Origin of the sequence: Bacillus sp. BB51/4 (genome assembly GCF_008368845.1) — a bacterium.
GTDB classification, from domain to species: Bacteria; Bacillota; Bacilli; order Bacillales; family Bacillaceae_G; genus Bacillus_A; species Bacillus_A wiedmannii.
Map to the genome: position 1 here is coordinate 38,801 of NZ_QOSC01000016.1, position 25,335 is coordinate 64,135.

The following is a 25,335-nucleotide window of genomic DNA, read 5'->3' on the forward strand; positions in this document are numbered from 1 at the left end:
TTTCGGTTTAATAGATTTGTACTCCAGTTAAATCACCTCAGTATCTTCCAAACAACAATTGAAACGATTTATAAGAACTTTGCATCATAACTATTTTAGAACGAATTGGTAAGAAGTACAAATGTTTTGTTCATAAAATCGTCAAATTTTTAATATTTATTTGATATTAATTTATATTTATTCCTCTATTCGTTTGCACTCATGAAGAAAAGCATGTCCTTCACGTTAGAACATGCTTTCTTCAACTTGTATTTTCAATTTAAAACTAACCGTCGTTCCATGCCCTTTTTCACTTTCAATTCGCCACTGTCCATCATGTATATGAACAATTTGTCTGACAATGGCAAGGCCTAAACCTGTTCCCCCATGTTGACGACTTCTCGCTTTATCAACGCGATAAAAACGTTCACCAAGATTTTCTAAATGCTCTGTTTCAATACCGATTCCTGTATCTTTTATGTTTAATTCACAGTAATCATCTATCTGCCTGAGTGTTATCATAATATCCCCGTTTTGATTTGTATACCGTATCGCATTATCTAACACGTTATGAAGCACTTGTTGCATGCGATCCTCATCAATCATTACAATGATTTCTGGATTTAAATTTGTTGAAATACGAATTTTCTTTTCTATAAACTTAATCTCATACGTATCTAACACATCTTCAATCAGTTGTGAAAAAACGATAGGTTGTTTCTTTAACGGAAAATGTTCACCTTCTAATTGTGCTAAATCTAATAAATCATGAACGAGACGCTGCATACGACCCGCTTCTTTATGAATGAGCTGTGTTACTTTTTCCTGCTGTGGTCCCTTCGCTACACCATCTAAAATAGCTTCACTATATCCTTTTATATAACTAAGCGGTGTTCTTAGTTCATGCGAAACGTTAGCCAAAAATTCCTTACGCTTTACGTCTTCTGTCTCTAAAGAATTTGCCATTTTATTAAATGCTTTTCCTAATCGTCCAATTTCATCTTCGGAAGAAATTGTAATCCGTTCTGAGAAATCTCCCGTAGCCAAATGATTGGCAACTCGTTCCATTTGCGAAAGCGGTCTCGTAATAGCAATAATAATCTTTCTACCAATCCATATTGTCAGTAAAGTCATAGCAAGTGCTAACGGTGCTAAAATAAGGCCCATATCATATATTAAGTCTTTTATACTTTTTAAAGGAATATAAGAATATACAATGCCAACTAACTTTTTATTTTCTAAAACAGGGATGACAACCCCCATAATATTTCGGTCAAAATGTTCCTCATACCCTATCTTTGTCACAGTTTTTCCATCTAATAATGCTTGCCTGTCCCCTTCACTTATAAGAGAATGATGATGCACATCAAAAGGTAAACACGCGCTTAAGTCACGCGGATTAGATACGAAAAGAACATCTGAACTCGATATTTGATCAAATGCCCTTACTTTCTCTTCAAAAGTTGCTATTCCTTCACGCTTATCATATTGCGCAGCAAGACGCTTCCCTTCCATTACTAATGAATCTTTTAAATTATCAACGTATAGTTTTTCATACGAGTATAAAGATACAAAATAAAGAAAGGAAACTGTTACACATACTGCACATACTACTGTAAGCCAAAGCTTCTGTACCATCGTAAACATACGTTACACCTCAAATTTATAGCCTACACCCCAAACCGTTTGAATGTAGTTTCCACTTTCTCCAAGCTTCAAACGCATCGTTTTCACGTGCGTATCCACTGTTCTTGTACTTCCGGCATAATCATATCCCCATACCTTTTCCAGCAATTGTTCCCGGCTAAATACTTGTCCCGTATGTTGGCAAAGAAAATAGAGTAAATCAAACTCTTTTACTGTAAGAGAAATCGGCTCACCATCAGCCTCAATCTTCCTACTTTTTTCATTAATAAGTATCGGTCCAAACTGAATCTCCTCTTGTTGCTCTTGCTTTGTATAACGTCTTAACACAGCTTCCATACGAGCAATTAGTTCTCCAGGACTAAAAGGCTTTACAATATAATCATCTGCTCCCATACGCAAGCCGTTCACCCTATTCCACTCTTCACCTTTTGCTGTTAAAAATATAATTGGTACATCTGACGTTTTTCTAATTTCTTTACAAACTGAAAGTCCATCCATCTCTGGCATCATAATATCTAATACAACGAAATCATAATGATCAGTCTCTAATTTTTTTAGAGCCTCTTTTCCATTTTCAGCTTCTCCCCACTCGTATCCGAAATTATCTAAGTACATTCCAACAAGCTGCCTCATATCACTTTCATCATCTACAACTAGCACCCTATATTTACTCATTGTCCTTACCTTCCCTCTCTATGAGTTGAAACGGCCCTTTTCCGACTTTAATTGTTTGTTTTATTTTCAAACTCTTCATATCCATGACGCACACTTCATCACTATCATAGCTTGCTACGTATCCTTCTGCTCCGCTCTTCAAAAATGCAAATGGATTCGATCCTACTTCTACAGAAGCCACCTCTTTATACGTGCTAACATCAAACTTTCTAAGCGTATTCGAACCGTGACTTAATGCATATACATACTTATTATCCTTCGTTATATTCACAGGCATAAACGGAGCATGTAAAGAACGTACCATTTCTCCGCTCTTCAATGAATACACTAATACTTTTTCATTGACTTGATTTCCATCACCATGTCCGCCAATCCATATTTCTTTCCCATCTGGGCTAATTGTCGCTCCCGTTGATGCTGGGGGAATCATAAAGGATTGTATCACTTCTTTTTTCTTTGTATCAATGGTCGTTAGCTTCGTATCATAAAAGTTTAATACCGATAACTGGTTATCGTGCTCTACCATCGTAATTGGTCCTTTTCCTGTTGATACACTCCCTGTCTCTTTCCCTTTTATCGTAAAGAACCTTACCTTTTGGGCAGTTTGATCGGCAGCAAATAATTGTTTTTTATCCTCGGATACAATCACATTTACAATGCCTTTTCCCGTTTTATATTTGTCCACTTGCCTTCCTTCTGCTAGTGAATATACATACATGTACTCTAACTGCTTGCCATATACAAGTATGTCCTCACCGTTTGGAAGTAGTGCAACTCCTGCCATTGGTTCATTAAGTTCCCATGTCGTAATTAACTTTTTAGTTTTTTCATCAACAAAACTAATACTACCTTCTTTTATATTCGTTGTTATAATAACACTTTTATCTTTAGCAATCGGTGTATACGAACTTCCTTGACACCCTACTAATAGAAATAAAAAACAGAGAAGAAAAACATACTTTCTCAAAAGATTCCCTCCATCTTCGGATGATTTCGTTATAATTGTAAAATAACAAATAAATGTGTGGAAAGTGTGAAATTTTCCTTTCTTACTTCATTTACATATATAATGTACAACAAATAGAATTTGAGGTGTGCAAATTATGCTTTTTCCTGATTTAGCGAATAAAATTGTACGAGAAGTACGCAGATTAATTAAAGAAAATATCATTATCATTAATATACAAGGCGTTATTATCGCAAGTACAGATGTAGAAAGAATCGGCCAATTTCATGAAGGTGCACTCCGATGCGCGAAACAAAAGCAAACTGTCATTATTACAAAAGCAGATGAACGACGTTTGCAAGGCGTAAAGGCGGGTATGAACCTCCCCTTACTATTTCATGACGAAGTAATTGGTGTCATTGGAATTACAGGCGAACCTGAAAACATTTCGCAATACGGAGAAATATTACGTAAAATGACCGAACTACTCATTCACGAAAACTACTTTTTAGAACAACTAGAACTTGAACACCGTTCTTATGAAGCATTTGTCTTTGATTGGCTTCAAAATACAGACTGGTCTCCAAGCTTTCTCGATCGCGCAAAAACACTTGGTATTGATTTATATAAGAAGAAACAACTTATTTTGTTCTCTATCGATCAAAATGACACGATGCTTCAGCGTAAGATTTGGCAACACGTACGCAATCTATTAACAAAGGAGCATCTATTTGTTCGCTGGGGAAATGATCGATTCATTTTATTTACAGCCACAAACTCCAAAGAGCAAACGTATCAATTTTTAAAAAGATTAAAGCAAGACTGTGAAACTTTGTTTTCTATTCCTTTATATATTGGGATTGGACAATCCGTTACACCAAGCAATATGAACTTATCGTACGAACAAGCATTACAAGCTCTTTCCGTATCACTTGAAACGAAAAAAATTGTATTTAATGAAGATTTACGTTTAGAAATGTGCTTACAAGATATTTCTGGTGAAACGCGGGAACAGTTTCTAAGGCGCACCATCGAAAACTTACTATCATCTCCTGAGCTTATGCACACTTTACGCTTATTTATTGATTATAACCAATCCTATAAACAAACAGCTGAACAATTACATATACACATTAACACATTGCATTACAGACTTAAAAAGATTGAGGAGCATACAGGACTTGACCCGAAACAATTCAAAGACTTAAACATTTTATACTTCTCGCTCCTCTTATTAGATAATCACACAAAAAAGAATGATAAAAAAGATTAATCTTTAGATGATTATACATAGAAAGAATCCCCCAACTTTTTTATCATTATAATGAAAGCACTGTTACAACGTTTTTTATTATGATTAAATACGTTAACAGTTTGAGGGGGATTTCCAATGTTAGAAAAGCAAATTATTCATTCATTCGTATCCATTGTTGGCGAAGATAATGTAGATACATCCAATATGGGGCGTTTAACGTATAGTTATGATGCCACTCCAAACTTCCAAGCAATGCCTGATGCAGTCGTTGCTCCTCGTAATACAAATGAAGTAGCTGAAGTGTTAAAAATATGTAACACTCACAAAATTCCTGTATATGTTCGTGGTTCTGGAACAAACCTTTGCGCGGGGACATGTCCACTTGAAGGCGGTATCGTCCTTATCTTCCGCCATATGAATAACATTTTAGAAATTGATGAAGAGAATTTAACAATTACTGTACAAGCTGGTGTAATTACACTTGATATTATTAAAGCGGTAGAAGAAAAAGGTTTATTTTATCCACCAGATCCAAGCTCGATGAAAATTTCTACAATCGGCGGTAACATTAATGAAAACTCAGGTGGATTACGCGGATTAAAATATGGCGTAACACGTGATTATGTGATGGGTCTTGAACTTGTCTTACCAAATGGCGATATTATTCGTACTGGCGGTAAATTAGCAAAAGATGTAGCTGGTTACGATTTAACTCGTTTATTTATCGGTTCTGAAGGAACACTTGGCGTCGTAACAGAAGCAATATTAAAACTTGTTCCTATGCCTGAAACGAAGAAAACGATGCTTGCACTATATGAAGATATTAATGAAGCTGCACGTGCTGTTTCTTCTATTATTGCAAATAAAATCATTCCAGCGACACTTGAGTTTTTAGACCAGCCGACAATTGAAGTAGTAGAAGAGTTTGCACAAATCGGTTTACCAACTGATGTAAAAGCAATTTTATTAATCGAACAAGACGGTCCACCTGAAGTTGTCAATCGAGATATTGAAAAAATGGCTAACGTTTGCCGCTCCATGAATGCAGTCGATGTTCGCATTGCAAAAGATGAAGCGGAAGCAGATGCACTTCGGACAGCTCGCCGTAGTGCACTATCAGCACTTGCAAGATTAAAACCTACTACAATATTAGAAGATGCAACGGTACCACGCTCACAAATAGCTCCGATGGTTGAAGCTATTAATGCGATTGCAAAAAAATATAATATTCCTATTTGTACGTTTGGGCATGCTGGCGACGGCAACCTACACCCAACTTGTATGACAGATGCTCGTAATGAAGAAGAAATGCACCGAGCTGAACAAGCTTTTGCTGAAATATTTGCGAAAGCAATTGAACTTGGTGGCACAATTACTGGTGAACATGGTGTTGGTGCGATGAAAGCTCCTTATTTAGAAATGAAATTAGGTAAAGAAGGTATTGCTGCCATGCAAGGAATTAAACAAGCCTTCGATCCAAATAACATTATGAACCCTGGCAAGATGTTCGCGAAAGACACTCGCAAAAGAGTGGTGGTTGAGCGATGACAACATTAAATAAAGAAAACATTCAAAAAGAATTTAAAGAAAGATTAAGTGAAGATGAACTACTAAACTGTATGCGATGCGGTTTCTGTTTACCTACTTGTCCTACTTACATTCAATCTGGATATAAAGAATCACATTCACCACGAGGACGTATTGCATTAATGAAAGCGGTCGTTGACGGTTTAATTGAACCAGATGAAGATGTTGAAAATACATTGAATGTTTGCCTCGGCTGCCGTGCTTGTGAACCTGTTTGTCCATCAGGTGTAAATTACGGACATTTATTAGAAGAAGCTCGTGATATTATAAATCAAAACAAGAAGTTCTCGGTGTCAGTGAGAGCCGTTCGTAAAGTCGTTTTTGAAGGGCTCTTCCCCCATCAAAATCGAATGAGAACATTAACAGGGTTAATCGGATTTTACCAACGTTCTGGTTTACAAACGCTAACACATAAAATGGGTATTATGAAGTTATTCCCTGAAACACTTGCAACAATGGATCTCGTTTTACCAAAAGTCCCTAAAATGAAAGCAATGAAAGATCGTCCTGCATTTTTACCTGCTGAGAGTACAAAAAAGAAACAAGTTGCATTCTTCACAGGCTGTTTAATGGATACGATGTTTTTAGAAACAAATAACGCAACGATGAAACTTCTTCAGTTAGCTGGTTGTGATATCGTTATTCCGAAAACACAAAGTTGCTGCGGTGCATTACATGGGCATGCTGGTGAAAAGAGCGGAGCGAAAGAATTAGCAAAACGAAATATAAAAGCATTCGAGGATTTAAATATCGACTATATTATTACGAATGCAGGTGGTTGCGGAGCTTACCTCGTAGACTACGATTATCTTTTAAAAGATGATCCACAGTGGGCTGAACGCGCAAAGCAGTTTGTTTCTAAAATTAAAGATATTACTGCTATTCTAGTAGAACTAGATTTCCATAAACGAAATGACTTACGACTTCCATCGCAAATTATTACGTATCAAGACTCTTGTCATTTACGCAATGTTATGCGAACATCTTCAGAACCTCGTATGTTACTAGAAGCAATTCAAGGCGCAACATATCGTGAAATGAAAGATGCGGATCGCTGCTGTGGTTCTGCTGGTATTTACAATATTGTTCATTCAGAACTATCCATGGAATTTCTAGATTATAAAATGGACCGTGTACATGAAACAGAAGCAGCAACTATTGTTACTGCAAATCCAGGTTGTCTACTACAAATGAAATTAGGCATTGAACGAGAAGGAATTTCTCATAAAATGAGAGGAATTCACATTGTAGATTTATTATTAGAAGCAATTGAAACCAACTCGTAATAACTCGTAACATACGTAATAATAGGAAAACGGCTATCTCCTTCGTCTATGTAAAGAGATAGCCGCTTTTTTGTCCGCTACAAGATTAAGAATATGTTACTTTATTATAAAAAAGAACAACAGAAACATTACAGTTTTGTAAAAATCAATCCATTATATTCCTCAAAAAAACGCTCAAATCATTGATACAATAGGATTCTTCATTTTCAATATAGGTACATTTATCCAAAAACCCCCTCTTAAAACGAAGTATAAAAATGCTGAAAATTCCTTTTATACTCTATGTTTCTCTTATTTTTCCCCTTTTCTTCAATTAGGATAAATTAGGTAATTTTAAAGTCTATGAATTTTTTTCCATCTTTTTTCTCACAAATTGTATGCTACGATGAATTTGTCAGTCAGACAGGCTGTCAAAACAAATCGTGTGAAAACAAATTAAAACTTTATATAGGGGGACACACATCATGAAAAAACGTGTTTTATTATCTGTAGCTGCTGCAACAGCTCTTACTTTAGGAGTATCATCTTTAGATGCACAAGCTGCAACAGTACAACCATCTAACGCAAAGGTTCAAAATATTCAGCATTCAAAAGTGATGATGAAGCAAATGAGCCAACAAGAATTACAAGCATTCTTACAATCTATGGGCGTTGAGTCATTAGCACAATGGCAACAAGGAAACTTCCAACCAAACTGCTTCATTCCTGGTCAACAACCAACTGAAAATGTTGTAACTGAGCAACCAACAGCTAAGCCAGAAACTCAAAAGCCTGCTGAGCAAAAACCAGTTGAGCAAAAGCCTGCTGAAGAAGTTCAAAAACCAGAAGCTCAAAAACCTGCTGAAAACAACAATACTCAAAAACCTGCTGAACAAAAACCTGCTGAGCAAAAGCCTGCTGAAGAAGCAAAATCTTTAAGCGAATTCGAACAACGTGTTGTTGAATTAACAAACGCTGAACGTGCAAAACAAGGCTTACCAGCACTAAAAATCGATACTGAATTAAGCAAAGTAGCACGTGTTAAATCTGAAGATATGCAGAAGAATAACTACTTTGATCATAACAGCCCTACATACGGGTCTCCGTTTGACATGATGAAGAAATTTGGTATTTCTTATACATCTGCCGGTGAAAACATCGCTCAAGGCCAACGTACACCTGAAGAAGTAGTACAAGCTTGGATGAACAGTGCTGGACACCGTGCAAACATCTTAAATAACGGCTTCACTCACATCGGTGTTGGCTATGTAGAAAGCGGCAACTACTGGACACAACAATTTATTACGAAGTAAATAGATTAAAAGAGTCTTCTCATAATGAGAAGACTCTTTTTTATGTTTCATAACTTTCTATTATGTATGAGTATAAAATGTAAAACATGAACAAAATAGAACCACTACTTATTACACTAAGTAATACATAAAACCCCCACTTCAAGTTCAAAAATAATGAAAATAATATACTACATGCCATTATTTGAAAAATCCGCCTACTCACTAAACGGATCTTTTGTAATTTGATTGGGTCTTTTTCCTTACTCTGAACTTGTTTAAACAACTTACTAAGCATAAAAAGAAACATACTAATCCCAATTGTTAGTCCTGTTTGAAAGGATATCATACTTCCAAAATTAATAAAGAGAATGAGCATATGGATAAACAACATAAATAAAGTAATCGTCTTTAGAAATCCACTTATAATGACATGCTCGCCTTCATTAAACTTATATATATTATGTGAAATAATATACATCAATCCATGTAAAAAAATAAGAAAAAAAGGAATAAATGCTATAACAACTTGTTTGCTCATAAAATCGTTCGGCCCACCATTTTCATCCCAATGTACAGCCATCTCATTTGGTAAATATGGATAGAGGCATAGAGTAACTAAAAGACAAACGAAAAATATTCCTAGTATATATTTATATTTGACCAAGCAATTCTCACCTCTCTTTTCTCTTAACGGCTTCGCTTCTTTTAGAGAAATTCCTGCAAGAATCTACTTTTCTCAAATTTAAACTTACACTTTACGCCTTCATTCTTTGAAATTCTTTCATTGTATGATTTAATTTTGCAGGGAATGGTACATCCACTTCGATCTCTTCTTTCGTAATGGGATGTAAGAAGTTTATCTTCATCGCATGTAATGCTTGCCCAGACATATATTGCGTTTGTCCACCATATAATACATCCCCAACTAATGGATTACCATTATAGCTCATATGAACACGAATTTGATGGGTTCTACCCGTTTCTAATTGTAACGTTACGAACGTAACATTTTGGTTTTTAAAATACTTCTCTACTTTATAAAATGTGATGGCTTGATCTCCCTTTGGAGAAACACGTCGTCTCGTCGCATGATGGCGATCTCTTCCAATAGCTGCGTCAATTGTTCCTTGCTTACCTTTTACTTTCCCTTCCACAAGCGCCGCATATGTTCTTTTAATTTTTCGTTCCATTAATAAACGATCCATAATTGCACCAGCAATTCTATGCTTAGCAAACACGACACCACCTGTCGTATCTTTATCTAACCGATGAATATGACGAACCTTCGTCTCTAAACCTTGCATTTGAAAATGAAAGGCAACAAGGTTTGCAAGTGTTCCCGTTCCACCTTTTTCCGCAGGATGCGTATCCATCTTCTCAGGCTTATTTACGATGAGTACGTGATCGTCTTCATATACTACATCTAATTCACCATATTCAGGCTCTACATCGTATTCTTCTTCCATAAACATATGTACTTGTAACTTATCGCCTTCTTTTAAAAGCTCATTCCATCTTCTCTGTTCTCCGTTAACGGTAATACCTTTTTCCATACGAAGCTGATGTAACAACTTTTTCGGTATTTCCCATTCTATTTTTAATAACGAATCAATACTTATGCCATTCCATTTCGCTGGAACAGTAATTTCACACCATTCGCCCTTCTTCTTCGTTTCCATACTGTATCACCTTATTTCTATTGATTCTCTCATTGTAACGGAAAATACAATTTGATGCACCGTCAAAAATAGAGGACAGTCTTATAGTAGACTGTCCTCCTCACGCTCTACGCCGTTTCATTTCCTGCAATACTTCTTCCGCTTTTTGCTCATACGATAAATCTTTAAAGAAATCCGCCAATCTTTTATAATCATTATACGTATCTAATAAGTCATCAATTTTTTCTACTTTCATCACTTGTTGTTTTTGCTTCATTTTTACTGGATAACGATAGCCCGATACTTCTTGTATTTTGTAATACTCATCCTCTACTTGAATGACCTTTACAAGTTCCTCCTCTTCCGCATCCATCGTATACCCATCAAAATCTCTAAGTAATTCATAAATGATATGAGTCCATTCATCTTTTGGATAAAATCCTTTTTCTAATCGATAACCGACAATGCGATACATATGCCCATCGTTTTCTGCAAACTGTACTGTATCATTTAGCTTAAACTTAAAATAACGAAACATTGCCTTCACCTACTTATATGTAATGTTCTTATCACATACTATTTGCAAAATGTAGGCCTTGCTATTCATAAAAAAATACTCATCTATAAGATGAGTATTTTTTACGATGATTTTTCTCTTTTCTTTCGAAATGGTAACCACCAGTTCCAATCTCCAAACAGTTTCATTAAACTTGGTACAAGCATAAGACGAATAATTGTTGCATCAAGGAATATTGCTAATGCAACACCAAGCCCCATTTGCCGTACTGGTAAAATATCAGTAAAGGCAAACGCACCAGTTACAACAATCATAATTAATGCAGCTGATGTAATGATTCTACTTGTTGACACAAGTCCTTCTAACGTCGCTTGATCGTTATCTCCTGTTTCTTCATACAGTTCATGAATACGTGAAATAAGAAAGACTTCATAATCCATGCTAAGCCCAAATACGAGACCGAAAATGAAGATTGGTAAGACAAATAGAACAGGACTCGCTTCTAAACCAAAATGCCCACCTTCAAATAACCAAACAACAATTCCTATTGTTGCACTTAAACTAAGTATATTCATAATAATCGCCTTAATCGGAATGAGTATAGACCGGAATGCAAATAATAATATAACAAAGGTCGATCCAAATATAACAGACATACCAATTGCAACTTTATCTTTAATTTCATCTTCTAACTCTTGTTGGAACGTCGTCATCCCGCCTAAATAATACGTTACATCTGTTTCTTTATAATTTTGTTTAAAATCACGAACCCACTGTTTAGCAGTTTCAGTACGTGGTTTTGTTTTCAAAAAGATTTCTATCGTCGTCTTATTTCCTTTCGTATACGCTTCAAATATAGGAGCTAGTTTCGCCGCTTCTGGCGACTCTAACATTCCAGCAACTTGATCTGCTTTCATACGAGTTAACCCGTCGTATAAGCTTCTAACTTCATATACTTTCTTATCATCTTTTAACTTTTGAACGACTTCTTCTATCTTTTGTAAACTTTCTTTTTCTTTCATATCTTTTTTCGTCTCTACCACTAACGTAACATCAGCATGTTTTTTTGCAGTATTATTAAATGCCTCTTCGTACTTCTCATATGCAATTCTTGTATCACTTTGTTTAGGTAGAGCTTCTACGTCAGGGAACTGCAAATTAGCTGTACGTAACGGTAATAAGCAAATAACAATAAACGTTGTAACAATAATAATCATTGCGATTGGATGTTTCATTACAAATTGCGCAAATTTACGCCACGCCTTTGCCGGCGTATGTGCTACTTGATTCTTTTTTAATATTCGTTTCCCAATTAATGATAATAGCGCTGGAAGAAGTGTGAGTGAGAATAAAATACTCATAATCACAACAATCATTCCGCTAATTGCGACAGACTGAATATAATCGATCTTAAAGAAAAACAAGCCGGATAATCCAACAAATACACATAATCCTGAAAATACGATAGCGCGCCCTGCTGTTTGATATGTAATTGCTATCGCTTCTTTTACCGTTCGCTTTGCAACTTCCTCTCGAAAGCGATTTACAAATAATAGCGCAAAATCAATAGATAGCGCAAGTCCAATCATCGGTGCAACATTTAACACAAAGATAGATAGTTCCTTATCGCTACCTATAAAGTATAATATGCCCATCGTACTAATAACACTAAGTGCCCCATTTACAATTGGTAAAATAGATGCCAAAAGGCTACCAAATGAAAATAGTAATACGAGAAATGCAATTGGTAATCCAATCATCTCTGCTACTTTTAAATCATTTTGCGTTCTTTCATTAATCTCTTGATTAATTTTTGGAAACCCTGTAGGCGTTACTTTTAATGCTGCATTACTTTCCTTTTCGATTTTATCAGCAAATTGCAATGTCTTTTCCATTCGTTCTTTATTTGTTTTCCCGGAAAATAAAATTGTCGCATAGCCGATATCATCTTGTAACATTTCTTTATTTTGCACTGGGTGATGGAAAGATTCATATGTCTCTTTCTCTTTTACATTCTTTACAATTCCCTCTACTTGCTTTTGAAATTCCTCATGTGAAGCACCCTTATTTTTTTCAAAAACGAGTAGAAGTGTGTCTTGAGACCTCTTAAAATCTTTATCTAAAATTTCTTTCGTTTTTTGATAGTCCCCTTCCGTTTGGAAACCATCACCGCCCAATACTCCCGGCAGCTTTGGAGCGAAAATACCGAGTGCGATCGCAACCAATAGTAACGCTACAATTACTGTATAACGAAACTGATACAAAAAAGCTCCTAATTTCCCCCACTTATCTACTTTATGTACATTTGTTTTCACACATTTTCACCTACTTTAATAATTCAATTGTCATTTATACTGTATCACATCTTCGTACAAACAAAAAACGTCTGGAAACACTATAATGATAGTTTTTCCAGACGTTTTTTATCTCTCTTTATTAAGTCCCAATCTCTTGGTAAGTAAACGATGGCAGTAAATCGCCATAATTAACAAAATACCACCTACGCAATAACCAGCTAAAATATCAGTTGGATAATGTACATTTAAAATAACTCTACTTAATCCAATCGATACAATTACAATTCCCATCAAAATCGTTATAACATATTTTCCAGTTACACTCTTCAAATTTGCCGCAATAATATAAGTAAGAAACCCGAATGTCATAATAGATAACATTGCATGTCCACTAGGGAAGCTATACCCAAGCGCATCCAACGTTTCATTTAACGATGGGCGCTCCCTTTTCACAATTTCTTTTATCCCTTTATTAACAAGATGTGTTATTAAAATGCCCATTGGATACACGATCATCGCAGCATAATAACGTTTTCTCCAAAAAACAAGTAAACTTATAGCCAGCGTAGTTACGATCCCGATAGCAGAACCTAATTTTGTATAGTGTGAGAAAAATGTAAGCGAACCTTCTGTTTGTAATCCTTTTACTAATGCTCGGACATATGTATCCATCACTGTAACGCCACCCGCATGTACGCGCCAAGCAACAATGCCAAATACAGCAAGTAATAAAACGATACATACTACCTCATATTGATGCAACTTCTTTTTCAAGCGATTTCCTCCTACTATGAAAAAATGCGATTTCTATTTTAGAAACCGCATTTCCTTACTTATTTACCTTTTGTTTTTAACTCTGTCCAGTAACGATCATAGTCTTTTAACTTATCGTCTACATCAACAAGCCATTCTGTACGATCTAATTCTTCTTTCGTTAAGAAGATCATGTGGTTTTCACGATATTCTTTACTATGAAGAGGATGAGCTTTTTCATTTGGATTACTGTATCCAATTGACTCGTAGTTTTTCACACTTACTTTCTCATCTAATAAGTAGTTCATAAACTTCTCTGCAAGCTCTTTGTTTTTCGCACCTTTTGGAATCGCTAACGTATCAGCCCAAATTGTGCCGCCTTCTTTTGGTACAACATACTCTACATCTTTATTATCTTTTGCGATAAATGCTGCATCTCCAGACCAAACTGTTCCGATCCAAGCATCTTCTGTAATGAATTTTTGTTTAATATTATCTGTATCAAATGCTAATAAGTTTGGAAGTAGCTTCTGTAAATCATTCGCAGCTGTCTTTAACTGTGCATCGTCTTTCGTGCTGTTTGAGAATCCATGCTTCTTAAGACCCATTCCTAACACTTCACGAGAATCATTTAATAAAGTTACATGCCCTTTATATTTCTCATTCCATAAATCAGCCCAGCTTGTAGGTGCTTCTTTCACATACTTTTTATTGTATGCAATTCCTGTTACGCCCCAAGTATATACTAAAGAATATTTATTCTCTGGGTCAAACGCAGGTGTTTTGAAATTAGAAATCATATTTTCGATATTTGGGATATTCTTTTTATCTAACGGCGCTAATAAATCCATTTTTGCCATTGTTTTAACCATGTAATCAGATGGCTGAATTAAATCATACTTCGCGCCACCAGCTTGTAATTTCGCAAGCATTTCTTCGTTACTTGCGTACTTATCATAGTTAACTTTCACGTTATATTTCTTTTCAAAATCTCTTAGCACTTGCTCATCAAAATTATCAGCCCAGCTATAAATATTTAACTCTTCTTTCTTTTCACCACAACCAGCAAGTACACCAGCAACAAGGCTAAAGCTAATTGCTGCGCCGGCTAATCTTTTCATTAATTTCATCGATTTATTACCCCCTCGTACTTTCTATATCGTTCGTATTATAAAGGAAGGTGTCCTCCAGAGTTTTCTTCACCATCTGCACCTTTGTTACGGAAGATTTCAGATAGAACCATTAATCCTACGATAGCCACAATTAAAATTGTAGAAAGTGCATTAATTTCTGGTGATACTCCGCGCTTAACCATACTGTAAATGTATAATGGCAATGTTGTTGATCCTGGTCCTGATACGAAGAAACTAATTACAAAATCATCAATTGATAATGTGAATGTTAATAATGCGGCTGAAATAACTCCTGGTGCAATTGCTGGGAACGTTACATAACGAAACGTTTGCCACGGCGTTGCTCCTAAATCATTCGCAGCCTCTTCTAAATCACGCCCCATACCAGAAAGACGTGCTGCTAAAATAACGACAACAAATGAAATACTAAATGTAATGTGCGCAATAATAATTGTTGTCTTGCCAAGCTCCATACCTAATTGACTAAATAAGATAAGTAAAGATAACCCCATTAAAATATCAGGAATTAATATTGGTAAATACACAAGACCGTTAATAGCCCCTTCATAACGATATTTATAACGATGTAATGCAATGGCGAAAATCACACCAAGAACTGTCGTTACAATCGTCGTTACGATCGCAATCGTCATACTATTTACAAACGCATCAATAACATCTTGCTTTTGAAATAAATCTGTATACCAATGGAATGTAAAACCTTCCCATTCCGCATTAATGCGAGAATCATTGAAGGAATATACCATTAAAACCATCATTGGAAAATACAAGAACAATAAAATTAACCAAGAATAAGAAACTAAAAACTTCTTCATCTTTGCTTATTCCCCTCCGTTCCCATCATATTTATATACTTTCGTTGCACGATAATATAAGTAAATTAACAGAACAGAGAATAGAACAACAATCATAGATAACGCAGATCCAAACGGCCAGTCACGCGCTCCTAAGAATTGATTTTGAATTACGTTTCCGATTAATGCTACTTTCGATCCACCCATAACGTCTGATACAACAAACATTCCGATAGAAGAAACAAACACTAAAATAGAACCAGTAGCAATTCCTGACATTGTCATTGGTACTGTTACATTCCAAAATGCCTTTGCTGGTGTTGCTCCTAAATCATAAGCTGCTTCTAGCTTACGTTTATCAAGCTGCTCAATCGCTGCATACACCGGTAAAATCATAAATGGTAATAAAGAATAGACCATTCCGAGTATTACAGAAGGTGTATTATATAGTAAATTTAAAGGTTCACTAATAATACCTAGTTTCAACAGCAATGTGTTTACAAGACCTTGTGAACGTAAAATAACAATCCATGCGTATGAACGAACAAGGAAGTTAATCCAAAACGGGATCGTTGCCAATAATAAAAGAATGGAACGGTATTTACGATCAACAATTGTAATTGTATAAGCAAATGGATAACCAATTACTAAACAGATTACTGTTGTAATAACTGCAATCTTAACAGTTTCCCATAACGTTCCCATGTATAGTGGATCAAACACACGAGCTATATTCTCTAACGTAAATTGCATTTCCACTGTTCCGTATGCTCCGCGTTGCATAAAGGCAAATGCCAATACAAACAGAAGGGGAATTAGGAAGAAGATTAACAGCCACGCAACTGTAGGTAGTGCGAGTAATTTCCCTTTTTTCAATTTAAGGTCACCTCGTCCTCTTGCTCCCAGCCTACGTATACATTATCTCCAATGCTCCACTGCGCTGCTTCTTCAGCAGTTTGATATGCCATTAGTAATTCTGATGTTTTCTCGTCACGTACATACAGCTTTTCCATATTTCCAACAAACTCAACGTCTTCAATATGTCCAAGATGGTATTCTTTTAAAATCGGCTCTTCAACCGAACGTACTTTTACGTTTTCAGGGCGAATTGCTACATAGCCTTCCCCATTTTTCACAATATTATTTTCACCGATAAATGTCGCAACGAACATTGTTTTCGGCTTATTGTAAATTTCTTTCGGCGTTCCAATTTGCTCAATATGTCCTTTATTCATAACGACAATACGATCACTCATGCTCATCGCTTCTTCTTGATCGTGCGTTACGTATATGAATGTAATTCCTAAATTACGTTGTAAGTTTTTCAATTCACGTTGCAAATCTTTTCTTAACTTAAAGTCTAACGCCCCAAGTGGCTCATCTAGTAATAATACACGCGGGTTATTTACAATCGCTCTCGCAATTGCTACACGCTGCTGCTGTCCACCAGAAAGCTTTGCAGGTTTACGATTACGGAACTCAAGTAACTGCGTTAAACGCATTGCCTCTTCAGCACGCTCTTTCTGCTCTGCTGCCGGTACTTTCTGCATTTTCATACCGAAACAAATATTTTTCTCCACATTCATATGTGGGAATAGCGCATAATGTTGGAACACTAAGTTCATATGACGCTTATATGGTGGCAAATCGTTAATCTTTTCATCATCTAATAAAAGATTCCCTTTAGTTGGTGTTTCAAAGCCTGCGATCATGCGAAGTAACGTTGTTTTCCCGCAACCACTCGGCCCTAAAATCGTTAAAAATTCCCCTTCTTTAATGTCTAAAGAAAGAGGTGGGATAATCACTTGATTTCCAAAATGTTTTTCTACTGCTTCAACTTTAATAATCTTTTTCATTTTCCCGTCCTATCTACCTTAAATTTTAATTTTTATATTCATGAATAAATATTTATGTTCTATAGACTATTTTTTGTTTCGATCCAAACAAAAATGGTTGTTTAGCGTTCTCTTCTATTCTTTATGTAGTATGTTTGATTCATTTTTGCATGATACATATGTCGAACAGAAAAACCCCTTCCATTACGAAGGGGCTATTATCATACGGCTACGCCTACTGATAAACACCATCATCATTTTAACAACTTTCGTATGAATTTTAAAGCACTTTTTGTAGAAGAGTAACGAATTTTCATATCAAATGCCGTAGATTGGGCTAAAATGCTTTTATAATGTGAAAAAGTCCGAAAACTTTCTTCCCCATGATAACTACCTAATCCACTACTTCCAACACCACCAAAAGGTAAATATGGCGTTGCAAGATGATAGACAACATCATTAATACAGCCTCCACCATATGAAATATTACTTGTCACTTTCTTTTGTACTTCTTTATCTTCAGAAAATACATATAACGCTAACGGCTTCGGATGTTGCTGAATTGTGCCAATTACCTCTTCTATGTTGTCGTATTCTATAATTGGTAAAATCGGACCAAAAATTTCATCTTCCATAACAGTACTTTGCCATGTAACATTCGTTAACACTGTTGGTTCTATATGTAAAGTTTCTTTTTTATAGTTCCCGCCGATTACCGTTTTACCATCTTTCAAAAATGAACATAAACGTTCAAAATGACGTTCAGTCACAATTCGTACATAATTGTCATTGTTTAGTGGATCTTCTCCATACTGCTCCGCAATCTCGTGTCGTAATGCCTCGATTAACTGTTCTCTCACCGAAGCATGCACATACATATAATCAGGTGCTACACACGTCTGCCCTGCATTTAAAAATTTCCCCCACACAATTCTTCTTGCTGTTACATCTATTTTTGCATCTTTATGTACAATACATGGGCTTTTTCCGCCAAGTTCTAACGCGAGTGGTGTCAACCGTTTCGCAGCTGCTTCCATCACAACTTTTCCAACACCGACACTACCTGTAAAGAACATATAATCAAACGGTTCCTTTAACAATTCCGTACTCTCTTCTACACCGCCTTCTACTACCGCTACAAGCTCTTCTTGGAATAATCCCTCTAACATTCTCGTAAGCACTTTGGAAACGTTCGGCGTTAGCTCTGACGGCTTTAAAACGATTGTATTTCCAGCCGCCAACGCTCCTACAAGAGGTGCGATTGCTAATTGAAATGGATAGTTCCACGGCGCAATAATAAGTGTCACACCGTACGGTTCAGGTACGACTTTCCCCTTTGATCCAAAATGAGTGAGTGCTGTTCGAACTCGCTTCGGTTTACTCCACGATGAAATATGCTTCAATTGAAAAGAAATTTCTTTTAATACATATCCAACTTCCGTTGTAAACGACTCATGAACTGACTTATTTAAATCTAATTTCAATGCCTGAAATATTTCTTCTTCAAAGCGCTGAATGCCTTTATAAAGCTTCTTCAAATTATTCTTTCTCACTTCTATGCTTCTCGTATGGCCATTATAAAAATATGTCTTTTGTTTATTTACAATAGAAGAAACACTCATTCATTCACCTTCTCCCACTATTTTTATCCAATTCTTTCATTATTTATATAGACTTCATATATAATAAATTTCTATTCGTAAAGTTACATTATATATAATTTTTTCTTGTATATAAAATTCATTGCTCACAAAAAAACTACCGAAAGAAAATCTTTCGGTAGTTTTACTGTATTAACGATATAAACGAACAGCACCTGCAGAATTATCATCGGCTTGTCCTACTACTTCAAACTTCAGGCCAAGATTCGGTAAAATACGTCCTGCATCTGGAATCTGTTTATTAATATACGTTTTCGAATCATCAAACTTCGGTACGCCTGCTAAGCCATTATACGTATACGTTCCGCGCGTTGGAGATACAACTTTCCAAGCTGGCGTTTTATCGAATGAGAACGCTGCATCAGCGATTTGGAATCGTGTACTACTTGCTACTGTTGGTTTACCATTTAAAGTTCCAACAATTGCTTCTGGATGAGAATCAACTACGCCAAGGAAACCATGTCCTGGATGTAAACCAACCCAGTTATCTGTATAAGCTGAGTCTGCATACCATACAACCATACCTGTGTTGTATTCTGGACCGCGAGCATATTTCAATGCGTTATCCGAACCAGCATAGTTTCTCCACTCTACATAATAGTTATGTTTTTTCTTCTCTGTTCCATTAGATACGGCGAATCCATCTAATTTGAACTGCGGTGTACCTTCTGCATCATCAGAGAATACTACTTTACCGTCTACATTTAGTGATGCATTATCAAGTAGGAAACCGTTTAATGCTAAACCACCGTCTGTAATGTACTCAAATGTTAATTTTACTTTCTTACCTTTGAATTGGCTTAAATCGTATGATTTATCAATCCATTTTCCATTTGTTGAATGTGCATTTCCACTATTTGCTTTCTCACCAAGTTTTTCGATTAATGTTTGTTGACCATCTTCTGTTACAGCATGTACTTCAAGAAAATCATACTCTGCTTCAATTTCATACAATGACTTGAAATCAAATTTCGCAGTCGTTGCATTTGTTAAATCGAACAGTGGCGTCTCCATTTTTGTGTGAAGATTGTCACCTTTTGTGCTGTAGTAATACTGCTTACCAAATGCTGGAGCAATTGTTTTTATATCTTTATCTGGCAAGTTAACACGAATCATACCTGGGCGGTTAGATTTCGTAACACTTTGGTCTAAATATGTTGCTAGACCGATACCTTTATTTAATTTCTCGTAATCTACTTCTACGATATTTGCCCAGTTACCACCGATTGTTTTTTGGAAAAACTCTTTATTTTGTGGTGAGAAACTCGTTGGCGTTGTTCCTGCAATGTTACCAGCCCAGCTTCCGCCACTCATAACAGACCAAGCTTGAATTGGTTCACCGTCACCAGTATAGTCTGTATCATACTCATCTGGAAGACCTAAATCATGACCATATTCATGTGCGAATACACCAACTGCGCCATCTTCTGGTTCAATTGTGTAGTCGAATGCTGCGATCTTTCCGCCCCAATATGGAACTTTCGCTTGTGTGCCTTCAATTGGGAATGGTTTTGGTCCAACAGTCCAGCGATGTGACCAAATTGCATCGTCACCTAATTTACCGCCGCCTGCTTCTTGTCCAACACCCGCATGGATAATCATTAAGTGATCGATTAAACCGTCTGGTTGTTTTTGATTTCCATCGCCATTTACATCATATTGATCGAATTGGTCAAACTCTGATAAATCAATACCGCTATCTACAGCTGCTTTTAATGCATCTTTTACTAAATCACGTGGTCCTTTTGGTCCTTTATTATCATGACCTGTCGCACCATCTGCACCGTAATCAGCAGCTTTACCAGGAACTGTTAACCATTTTGTAACTGTTCCGTCTACTGTATAACTACCGCCAGATTGCTCTTCGTAATATTGTTTAAACGTTTCGATTTTGCTGCCATCCTCTAATGCGAATGGCTCATTACCGAATAACATTTTTTCATAATGTTCTTTGTTAAAATCGTCAGTATACATATAACCAGGTTCTTTATCAATATTGTTATGTTTAAAGTCAGCGTACTCTACAAGTAAAACGAGTACTTTATCTTTACGAACTTCACCGTTATATTCTTTTCCCTTTGCTGGAGAAGTTGGTACTTTACCATTTAGACCACCCTTAACTGGGCCTGTCGCTGCAGGTGTTCCTGTTGCTGGTTTGTCTAACTTTTCTTTCGTATCAGCTTTCGCATCTTTCACTTTCTTTAAAAAGTCAGATGCTTCTTTCGTAAGTGGGTCCCCATTTGATACTTCTTTCCCAGGATTTTCACCCTTTTTGTTCTCTACGTATTTTTCGACGGCTTTCTTTGTTTCTGTCTCTGAAGCCTTCGAATCAATTACCCCACGGTTTTTTAGCGCATTTGCTAAACGTTCTTCTGGAATTAAATGATCATCGACTGGGCTCGTAGCTGTCTTATTCACAGGTGTTTCAGCATATGCAGACTGGCCACCCGCTCCGAATGAAAGACCTAACACAGCTGTCAAAGCGATTGATGACAAAACTTTGAACGGTTTCTTGTTCATCCCTTATTTCCTCCCCTAATAAAAAATATGTATTACAAATTGAATTTTATTAAAAATTCAATATTTTTTCAATATTTAGTTATATTATGTAATTTTTTTAACATATTTGTAAAAATTCCATAGTTAGCATACGAATATATCACAATTCAACAATGTTTTCTGAAAATATTGAAAATATTTGTCAGAAACTTTATAATCGCCATAGAGGGAATTTAATGGGGATTTTATCTTTGTTTTATCTACAAAATATTTGATAATTCACTATATAAAACACAAAATGAGATTGCATTATCATATATTCTGTAGCAGCAGTTATGACCGATAATTAGGGAGGAATTACATTTGTACAAAGATAAGACTGACGCACTGGACCAAGAATGGATTGATTTAATACTTGAAGCTCTAGACGCTGGTATCGCCCTGCAAGATATCGAACATTTTTTCCAACGTATGAAGCCATCCAGTCAGGCTCAATAGGCTTGTTCTTTTTAACGAAGTTTATGTTATAATAATGACATCATAAGACGACTACATATTGATAGAAAGGTGCGCAAATATGATTGGAGAACGTATAAAACGCCTTCGCTTACAAAAAGGTATTTCATTAACTGAGCTTGCCGAAAAAGCTGGTGTTGCTAAATCTTACATTAGTTCTATAGAACGAAATTTACAAAAAAACCCTTCCATTCAGTTTCTTGAAAAGATCGCAGCAGTTCTACAAATTCCAGTTGACACTCTACTTCATGATGAAACAACAAAGGAAAATCATTTAGACTCCGAATGGACACAACTCGTTAAAGATGCGATGAGCTCCGGCGTCTCCAAAGAACAATTTCGTGAATTTCTTGAATTTACAAAATGGAAGCAAGATCAAAAATAATAAATAGAAAGAAGTGCTTACAATTGGCACTTCTTTTTTCTTTATAAAAAAAAGCGGGGGATACCCGCTTTTTTATTATTTTTCTTCTCCAGCTTCTTGGTTAGCATTGAATGTCCATTCTAAGTTCAATGAATCACCTTGGAAGATATTTTGTTCTTTCCCATTATCTACAAATTCAAATTGTACCCACAGATAATCCTCTGTGCCTGCTTCTAATCCACCCTTTTCTCCCCACTCAGGAGCAAAGATATCCTTCGCTAAAAGATCTGGATCAGCATTTTGTAAATCAGCTAAAGTTGTTTCATATACAGGCTCACTTTGTTTATCCCAGTTCCAAAGGAATTTTACTTTAACGTGCTTACCAAAGTCTTCACCAGCATTATCACCTTTTGCATCTTTTACAGTATACTTTGTCGCTAGTTTAACATCTTTAATTGTTAATGAACCGCTATTCTTTAATAAGAACTCTTTCTTAATAGAGTCCCCTGGTTTTAAATCTTTAATATCTACAAGCGTTTTAGGGTCTAATGTAAGATCTAACGTCCCAGCTGCAAATGTATTGTTTGATACTTCTTTATCGCTAAAGTAAGCGAATGTTCCTCCACCAATTAAAGATAACCCCAATGCTGCTGATGCAACTCCCATACCTAATTTCTTTTTCAGACTCACAATCAATTCCCCCTAGCTGTTTTTTATATTTTTGTCTCTTATTTTTCAATAAGAGATATAAAGAAAACTATATTAGCTTAGCTAATATTCGTTCTCTTTTAAAAACCTTAAGTTCATTATAACGAACATTACTCTATAAATACAACAAATATTTATTAGTATTTTCAATTATTTTTATTTCTCAATATTATTTCGTTTTTTCTGAATTCTTACGTTTATATTTTAAGAAATACAATAAGTGCGGGGGCAAATACTCCCTCACACTCATATACATCATTTTTTATACCGGTCATCAGTTTATTCTGACGATTTCTCATTATGATCCGTGGTAGTAGCCTTTTCATGAGTTCCTTGCTCAAGTTTTTTAGCTGTCTCTACTTGTTTCTGCTCTTCTACCTTCTTCTTCTCTTCTACTTTCTTCTTCTCTTCTACTTTCTTCTGTTCTTCTACTTTCTTCTGTTCTTCTACTTTCTTCTGTTCTTCTACTTTCTTCTGTTCTTCTACTTTCTTCTGTTCTTCTACTTTCTTCTGTTCTTCTACTTTCTTCTGTTCTTCTACTTTCTTCTGTTCTTCTACTTTCTTCTGTTCTTCTACTTTCTTCTGTTCTTCTACTTTCTTCTGTTCTTCTACTTTCTTCTGTTTCTTTACTGTTTCATCTTTTAATAGTTTTTGTAAAGTCTGAATTTGTTCATCAATAGCTTGCAAACTAACTTCTTTCACGATATAATCTCGCTTCTCTTTTATACTGAGAAAACCTTCATTCACGTATACGGCCACTTGTTGAATCGATTCACTTTTATTCACTTTTAATTCTTCTTGTATTTGATTATAAGGAGTTTCTATTGCAGTATATACATTTTGCAGCGCTTCCTCCTCAGAAGCAATTTTCTCACGTCCTTGTTGCCACACTACAATTGCCTGTTCAATTTCTTCTATAGAAGTTACTGCCAACTTCCCCTTCATTTCTCCATACTGATGCTCAATAAACTGTTTATGTTTCTCAGCTTCCTCTTTTAACGTATCAACTGTCTTTGGAAATATAATCGCTGTAGAAAGAGCGGCTTCCACTTTCGTTTCATGAATAAATGCAGCTTCTGTATACGTCATTATTTGAGAGCCTAAATAAAACGTAATGGAGCACATACAAGGCAATATAAGCATCTTTTTTAATTTGCGAGGTGTTTTCAGCATCATAATCTCTCCCATCGAACAAGATGTTCTCTATACAGAACGTTACTTTTATTATAATAAAGAACGATACAAAATGATAGCTATATACTAGAAAAATAGAAAAAGGGCTATCCATTTGATAGCCCTTTTACATATTATTTTGTTTCACCTTCTGTTTGTTGTGCATCAAACGTCCAAGTTAATTGTAACTTATCACCCTGGAATTCATTTTGATCTTTTTTATTATCAACGAACTCAAATTTCACCTTGAATTTATCAGATTTACCTGCAGAAATACCTTTTTCATCCCAGAACCAAGCAGCTAAATCATTATCTACTGCTGTAAGTGTATCACCCTTCAATTTATCTAATGTAGTTTGTTTCACAATCGTTTCATGCTTATCTACATTTTTTAAGAATGTTACTTTAATATGTTTACCAAAATCATCTTTATTATCTTTCTTCGTATCTTCTACACTATAGTCTGTTTTTAATAGAACTTTTTTAATATCTAATGTACCTTTATTTTCTAATTTAAATTCTTTTTCAACTGTATCACCAGGTTTTAAATTCGATACATTAACAACTGTTGATGGATTTAATGCTAAATCCAGTGTACCAGCCGCAAATGTATTGTTTGACACTTCTTTATCACTGAAAAATGCAAATGTTCCTCCGCCAACTAATGCTGCCCCTAACACTGCTGATGCGATACCCATACCTAATTTTTTCTTTAAAGTCATGTCCATATCCCCTTAATCTATATATTTGTTAACTT

23 protein-coding genes are annotated in these 25,335 nt (G+C 35.7%); 6 read left to right on the forward strand and 17 right to left on the reverse strand.

What is annotated here, in order from left to right; genetic code table 11:
* Positions 1 to 225: 225 nt before the first annotated feature.
* From DN392_RS22495 to DN392_RS22505, 3 genes are read right to left on the reverse strand one after another with little or no spacing between them, the layout of a single operon-like run.
* Positions 226 to 1,626 (reverse strand): sensor histidine kinase, encoded by a 1,401-nt coding sequence (locus DN392_RS22495; protein WP_000494800.1) that lies wholly within the window; start codon positions 1,624 to 1,626, stop codon positions 226 to 228.
* Between the two features lie 3 nt (positions 1,627 to 1,629).
* A complete protein-coding gene (locus DN392_RS22500; protein WP_000049878.1) occupies positions 1,630 to 2,301 on the reverse strand; it encodes a response regulator transcription factor in 672 nt (223 codons plus the stop codon).
* Positions 2,294 to 3,268: a YncE family protein gene (locus tag DN392_RS22505; RefSeq protein ID WP_048567057.1), complete on the reverse strand. Its 975-nt coding sequence runs from the start codon at positions 3,266 to 3,268 to the stop codon at positions 2,294 to 2,296. Before DN392_RS22505 ends, DN392_RS22500 begins: the two co-directional genes overlap by 8 nt.
* Positions 3,269 to 3,404: 136 nt before the next feature.
* Between DN392_RS22505 and DN392_RS22510 the strand changes: the two genes are divergently transcribed.
* The 4 genes from DN392_RS22510 (at position 3,405) to DN392_RS22525 (ending at position 8,667) form a co-directional block, all read left to right on the forward strand.
* A complete protein-coding gene (locus DN392_RS22510) occupies positions 3,405 to 4,520 on the forward strand; it encodes a CdaR family transcriptional regulator (protein ID WP_064471044.1) in 1,116 nt (371 codons plus the stop codon).
* A gap of 117 nt (positions 4,521 to 4,637) precedes the next feature.
* Positions 4,638 to 6,050 carry a glycolate oxidase subunit GlcD gene (gene glcD, locus DN392_RS22515; RefSeq protein WP_000890764.1) on the forward strand — a complete coding sequence of 471 codons (1,413 nt, stop codon included), beginning with the start codon at positions 4,638 to 4,640 and terminating at the stop codon, positions 6,048 to 6,050.
* Positions 6,047 to 7,375: a (Fe-S)-binding protein gene (locus DN392_RS22520; RefSeq protein ID WP_088321142.1), complete on the forward strand. Its 1,329-nt coding sequence runs from the start codon at positions 6,047 to 6,049 to the stop codon at positions 7,373 to 7,375. The genes glcD and DN392_RS22520 overlap by 4 nt, the downstream gene beginning before the upstream one ends.
* A 464-nt stretch (positions 7,376 to 7,839) precedes the next feature.
* Positions 7,840 to 8,667: a CAP domain-containing protein gene (locus DN392_RS22525; RefSeq protein WP_048567055.1), complete on the forward strand. Its 828-nt coding sequence runs from the start codon at positions 7,840 to 7,842 to the stop codon at positions 8,665 to 8,667.
* A gap of 40 nt (positions 8,668 to 8,707) precedes the next feature.
* Here the strand turns inward: DN392_RS22525 and DN392_RS22530 are convergent, their stop codons facing one another.
* From DN392_RS22530 to inhA1, 11 genes are all read right to left on the reverse strand, one after another.
* Complete coding sequence (locus DN392_RS22530) at positions 8,708 to 9,313, reverse strand: DUF1648 domain-containing protein (RefSeq protein ID WP_064056804.1); 606 nt, start codon at positions 9,311 to 9,313, stop codon at positions 8,708 to 8,710.
* A 91-nt stretch (positions 9,314 to 9,404) separates the two neighbouring features.
* Positions 9,405 to 10,328 carry an RluA family pseudouridine synthase gene (locus tag DN392_RS22535; RefSeq protein WP_000448333.1) on the reverse strand — a complete coding sequence of 308 codons (924 nt, stop codon included), beginning with the start codon at positions 10,326 to 10,328 and terminating at the stop codon, positions 9,405 to 9,407.
* A 100-nt stretch (positions 10,329 to 10,428) separates the two neighbouring features.
* Positions 10,429 to 10,845: a hypothetical protein gene (locus DN392_RS22540; RefSeq protein WP_000490295.1), complete on the reverse strand. Its 417-nt coding sequence runs from the start codon at positions 10,843 to 10,845 to the stop codon at positions 10,429 to 10,431.
* Positions 10,846 to 10,946: 101 nt separating this feature from the next.
* Positions 10,947 to 13,139 (reverse strand): MMPL family transporter, encoded by a 2,193-nt coding sequence (locus tag DN392_RS22545; RefSeq protein WP_061673478.1) that lies wholly within the window; start codon positions 13,137 to 13,139, stop codon positions 10,947 to 10,949.
* 108 nt (positions 13,140 to 13,247) lie between these two features.
* Positions 13,248 to 13,895, reverse strand: a complete 648-nt coding sequence (locus DN392_RS22550) for a phosphatase PAP2 family protein (protein ID WP_000727812.1) — start codon at positions 13,893 to 13,895, stop codon at positions 13,248 to 13,250.
* Positions 13,896 to 13,954: 59 nt separating this feature from the next.
* Entirely contained in the window at positions 13,955 to 15,004 is a 1,050-nt protein-coding gene (potD, locus tag DN392_RS22555) for a spermidine/putrescine ABC transporter substrate-binding protein PotD (protein WP_000772503.1), read from the reverse strand.
* Positions 15,005 to 15,042: 38 nt separating this feature from the next.
* Positions 15,043 to 15,843: a spermidine/putrescine ABC transporter permease PotC gene (gene potC, locus DN392_RS22560; RefSeq protein ID WP_000714199.1), complete on the reverse strand. Its 801-nt coding sequence runs from the start codon at positions 15,841 to 15,843 to the stop codon at positions 15,043 to 15,045.
* 6 nt (positions 15,844 to 15,849) lie between these two features.
* Positions 15,850 to 16,698: a spermidine/putrescine ABC transporter permease PotB gene (gene potB / locus DN392_RS22565; protein WP_000715495.1), complete on the reverse strand. Its 849-nt coding sequence runs from the start codon at positions 16,696 to 16,698 to the stop codon at positions 15,850 to 15,852.
* On the reverse strand, positions 16,695 to 17,678 hold the full coding sequence (gene potA, locus DN392_RS22570; protein WP_000720323.1) for a spermidine/putrescine ABC transporter ATP-binding protein PotA: 984 nt from the start codon (positions 17,676 to 17,678) through the stop codon (positions 16,695 to 16,697). The genes potB and potA overlap by 4 nt, the downstream gene beginning before the upstream one ends.
* Before the next feature lie 233 nt (positions 17,679 to 17,911).
* Positions 17,912 to 19,279, reverse strand: a complete 1,368-nt coding sequence (locus DN392_RS22575; protein ID WP_088321140.1) for an aldehyde dehydrogenase — start codon at positions 19,277 to 19,279, stop codon at positions 17,912 to 17,914.
* Between the two features lie 171 nt (positions 19,280 to 19,450).
* Positions 19,451 to 21,838 (reverse strand): M6 family metalloprotease immune inhibitor InhA1, encoded by a 2,388-nt coding sequence (inhA1, locus tag DN392_RS22580; protein ID WP_001035922.1) that lies wholly within the window; start codon positions 21,836 to 21,838, stop codon positions 19,451 to 19,453.
* Positions 21,839 to 22,180: 342 nt separating this feature from the next.
* Here inhA1 and DN392_RS22585 point away from each other — a divergent pair, with 342 nt between their 5' ends.
* Both DN392_RS22585 and DN392_RS22590 read left to right on the forward strand, forming a co-directional pair.
* Entirely contained in the window at positions 22,181 to 22,315 is a 135-nt protein-coding gene (locus tag DN392_RS22585; protein WP_000276217.1) for an anti-repressor SinI family protein, read from the forward strand.
* A gap of 79 nt (positions 22,316 to 22,394) precedes the next feature.
* Positions 22,395 to 22,718: a helix-turn-helix domain-containing protein gene (locus tag DN392_RS22590; protein WP_000578882.1), complete on the forward strand. Its 324-nt coding sequence runs from the start codon at positions 22,395 to 22,397 to the stop codon at positions 22,716 to 22,718.
* 75 nt (positions 22,719 to 22,793) lie between these two features.
* Here DN392_RS22590 and calY read toward each other — a convergent pair whose 3' ends face one another.
* From calY to DN392_RS22605, 3 genes are all read right to left on the reverse strand, one after another.
* Entirely contained in the window at positions 22,794 to 23,387 is a 594-nt protein-coding gene (gene calY / locus DN392_RS22595) for a biofilm matrix protein CalY (RefSeq protein WP_000053728.1), read from the reverse strand.
* 297 nt (positions 23,388 to 23,684) lie between these two features.
* The gene (locus DN392_RS22600) at positions 23,685 to 24,578 is read right to left on the reverse strand and encodes a DUF4047 domain-containing protein (protein ID WP_149238106.1); all 894 of its coding nucleotides are present in this window, start codon (positions 24,576 to 24,578) and stop codon (positions 23,685 to 23,687) included.
* Between the two features lie 134 nt (positions 24,579 to 24,712).
* Positions 24,713 to 25,300, reverse strand: a complete 588-nt coding sequence (locus DN392_RS22605) for a CalY family protein (RefSeq protein ID WP_048545061.1) — start codon at positions 25,298 to 25,300, stop codon at positions 24,713 to 24,715.
* Positions 25,301 to 25,335: the final 35 nt, after the last annotated feature.

Bases quoted from the DNA above. Each gene is read 5' to 3' on its own strand.
- DN392_RS22495 (WP_000494800.1), bottom strand. From the start codon at position 1,626: ATGTTTACGATGGTACAGAAGCTTTGGCTTACAGTAGTATGTGCAGTA.
- DN392_RS22500 (WP_000049878.1), bottom strand. From the start codon at position 2,301: ATGAGTAAATATAGGGTGCTAGTTGTAGATGATGAAAGTGATATGAGG.
- DN392_RS22510 (WP_064471044.1), top strand. From the start codon at position 3,405: ATGCTTTTTCCTGATTTAGCGAATAAAATTGTACGAGAAGTACGCAGA.
- glcD (WP_000890764.1), top strand. From the start codon at position 4,638: ATGTTAGAAAAGCAAATTATTCATTCATTCGTATCCATTGTTGGCGAA.
- DN392_RS22520 (WP_088321142.1), top strand. From the start codon at position 6,047: ATGACAACATTAAATAAAGAAAACATTCAAAAAGAATTTAAAGAAAGA.
- DN392_RS22525 (WP_048567055.1), top strand. From the start codon at position 7,840: ATGAAAAAACGTGTTTTATTATCTGTAGCTGCTGCAACAGCTCTTACT.
- DN392_RS22535 (WP_000448333.1), bottom strand. From the start codon at position 10,328: ATGGAAACGAAGAAGAAGGGCGAATGGTGTGAAATTACTGTTCCAGCG.
- DN392_RS22540 (WP_000490295.1), bottom strand. From the start codon at position 10,845: ATGTTTCGTTATTTTAAGTTTAAGCTAAATGATACAGTACAGTTTGCA.
- potD (WP_000772503.1), bottom strand. From the start codon at position 15,004: ATGAAATTAATGAAAAGATTAGCCGGCGCAGCAATTAGCTTTAGCCTT.
- potC (WP_000714199.1), bottom strand. From the start codon at position 15,843: ATGAAGAAGTTTTTAGTTTCTTATTCTTGGTTAATTTTATTGTTCTTG.
- potA (WP_000720323.1), bottom strand. From the start codon at position 17,678: ATGAAAAAGATTATTAAAGTTGAAGCAGTAGAAAAACATTTTGGAAAT.
- DN392_RS22575 (WP_088321140.1), bottom strand. From the start codon at position 19,279: ATGAGTGTTTCTTCTATTGTAAATAAACAAAAGACATATTTTTATAAT.
- inhA1 (WP_001035922.1), bottom strand. From the start codon at position 21,838: ATGAACAAGAAACCGTTCAAAGTTTTGTCATCAATCGCTTTGACAGCT.
- DN392_RS22590 (WP_000578882.1), top strand. From the start codon at position 22,395: ATGATTGGAGAACGTATAAAACGCCTTCGCTTACAAAAAGGTATTTCA.
- DN392_RS22600 (WP_149238106.1), bottom strand. From the start codon at position 24,578: ATGCTGAAAACACCTCGCAAATTAAAAAAGATGCTTATATTGCCTTGT.
- DN392_RS22605 (WP_048545061.1), bottom strand. From the start codon at position 25,300: ATGACTTTAAAGAAAAAATTAGGTATGGGTATCGCATCAGCAGTGTTA.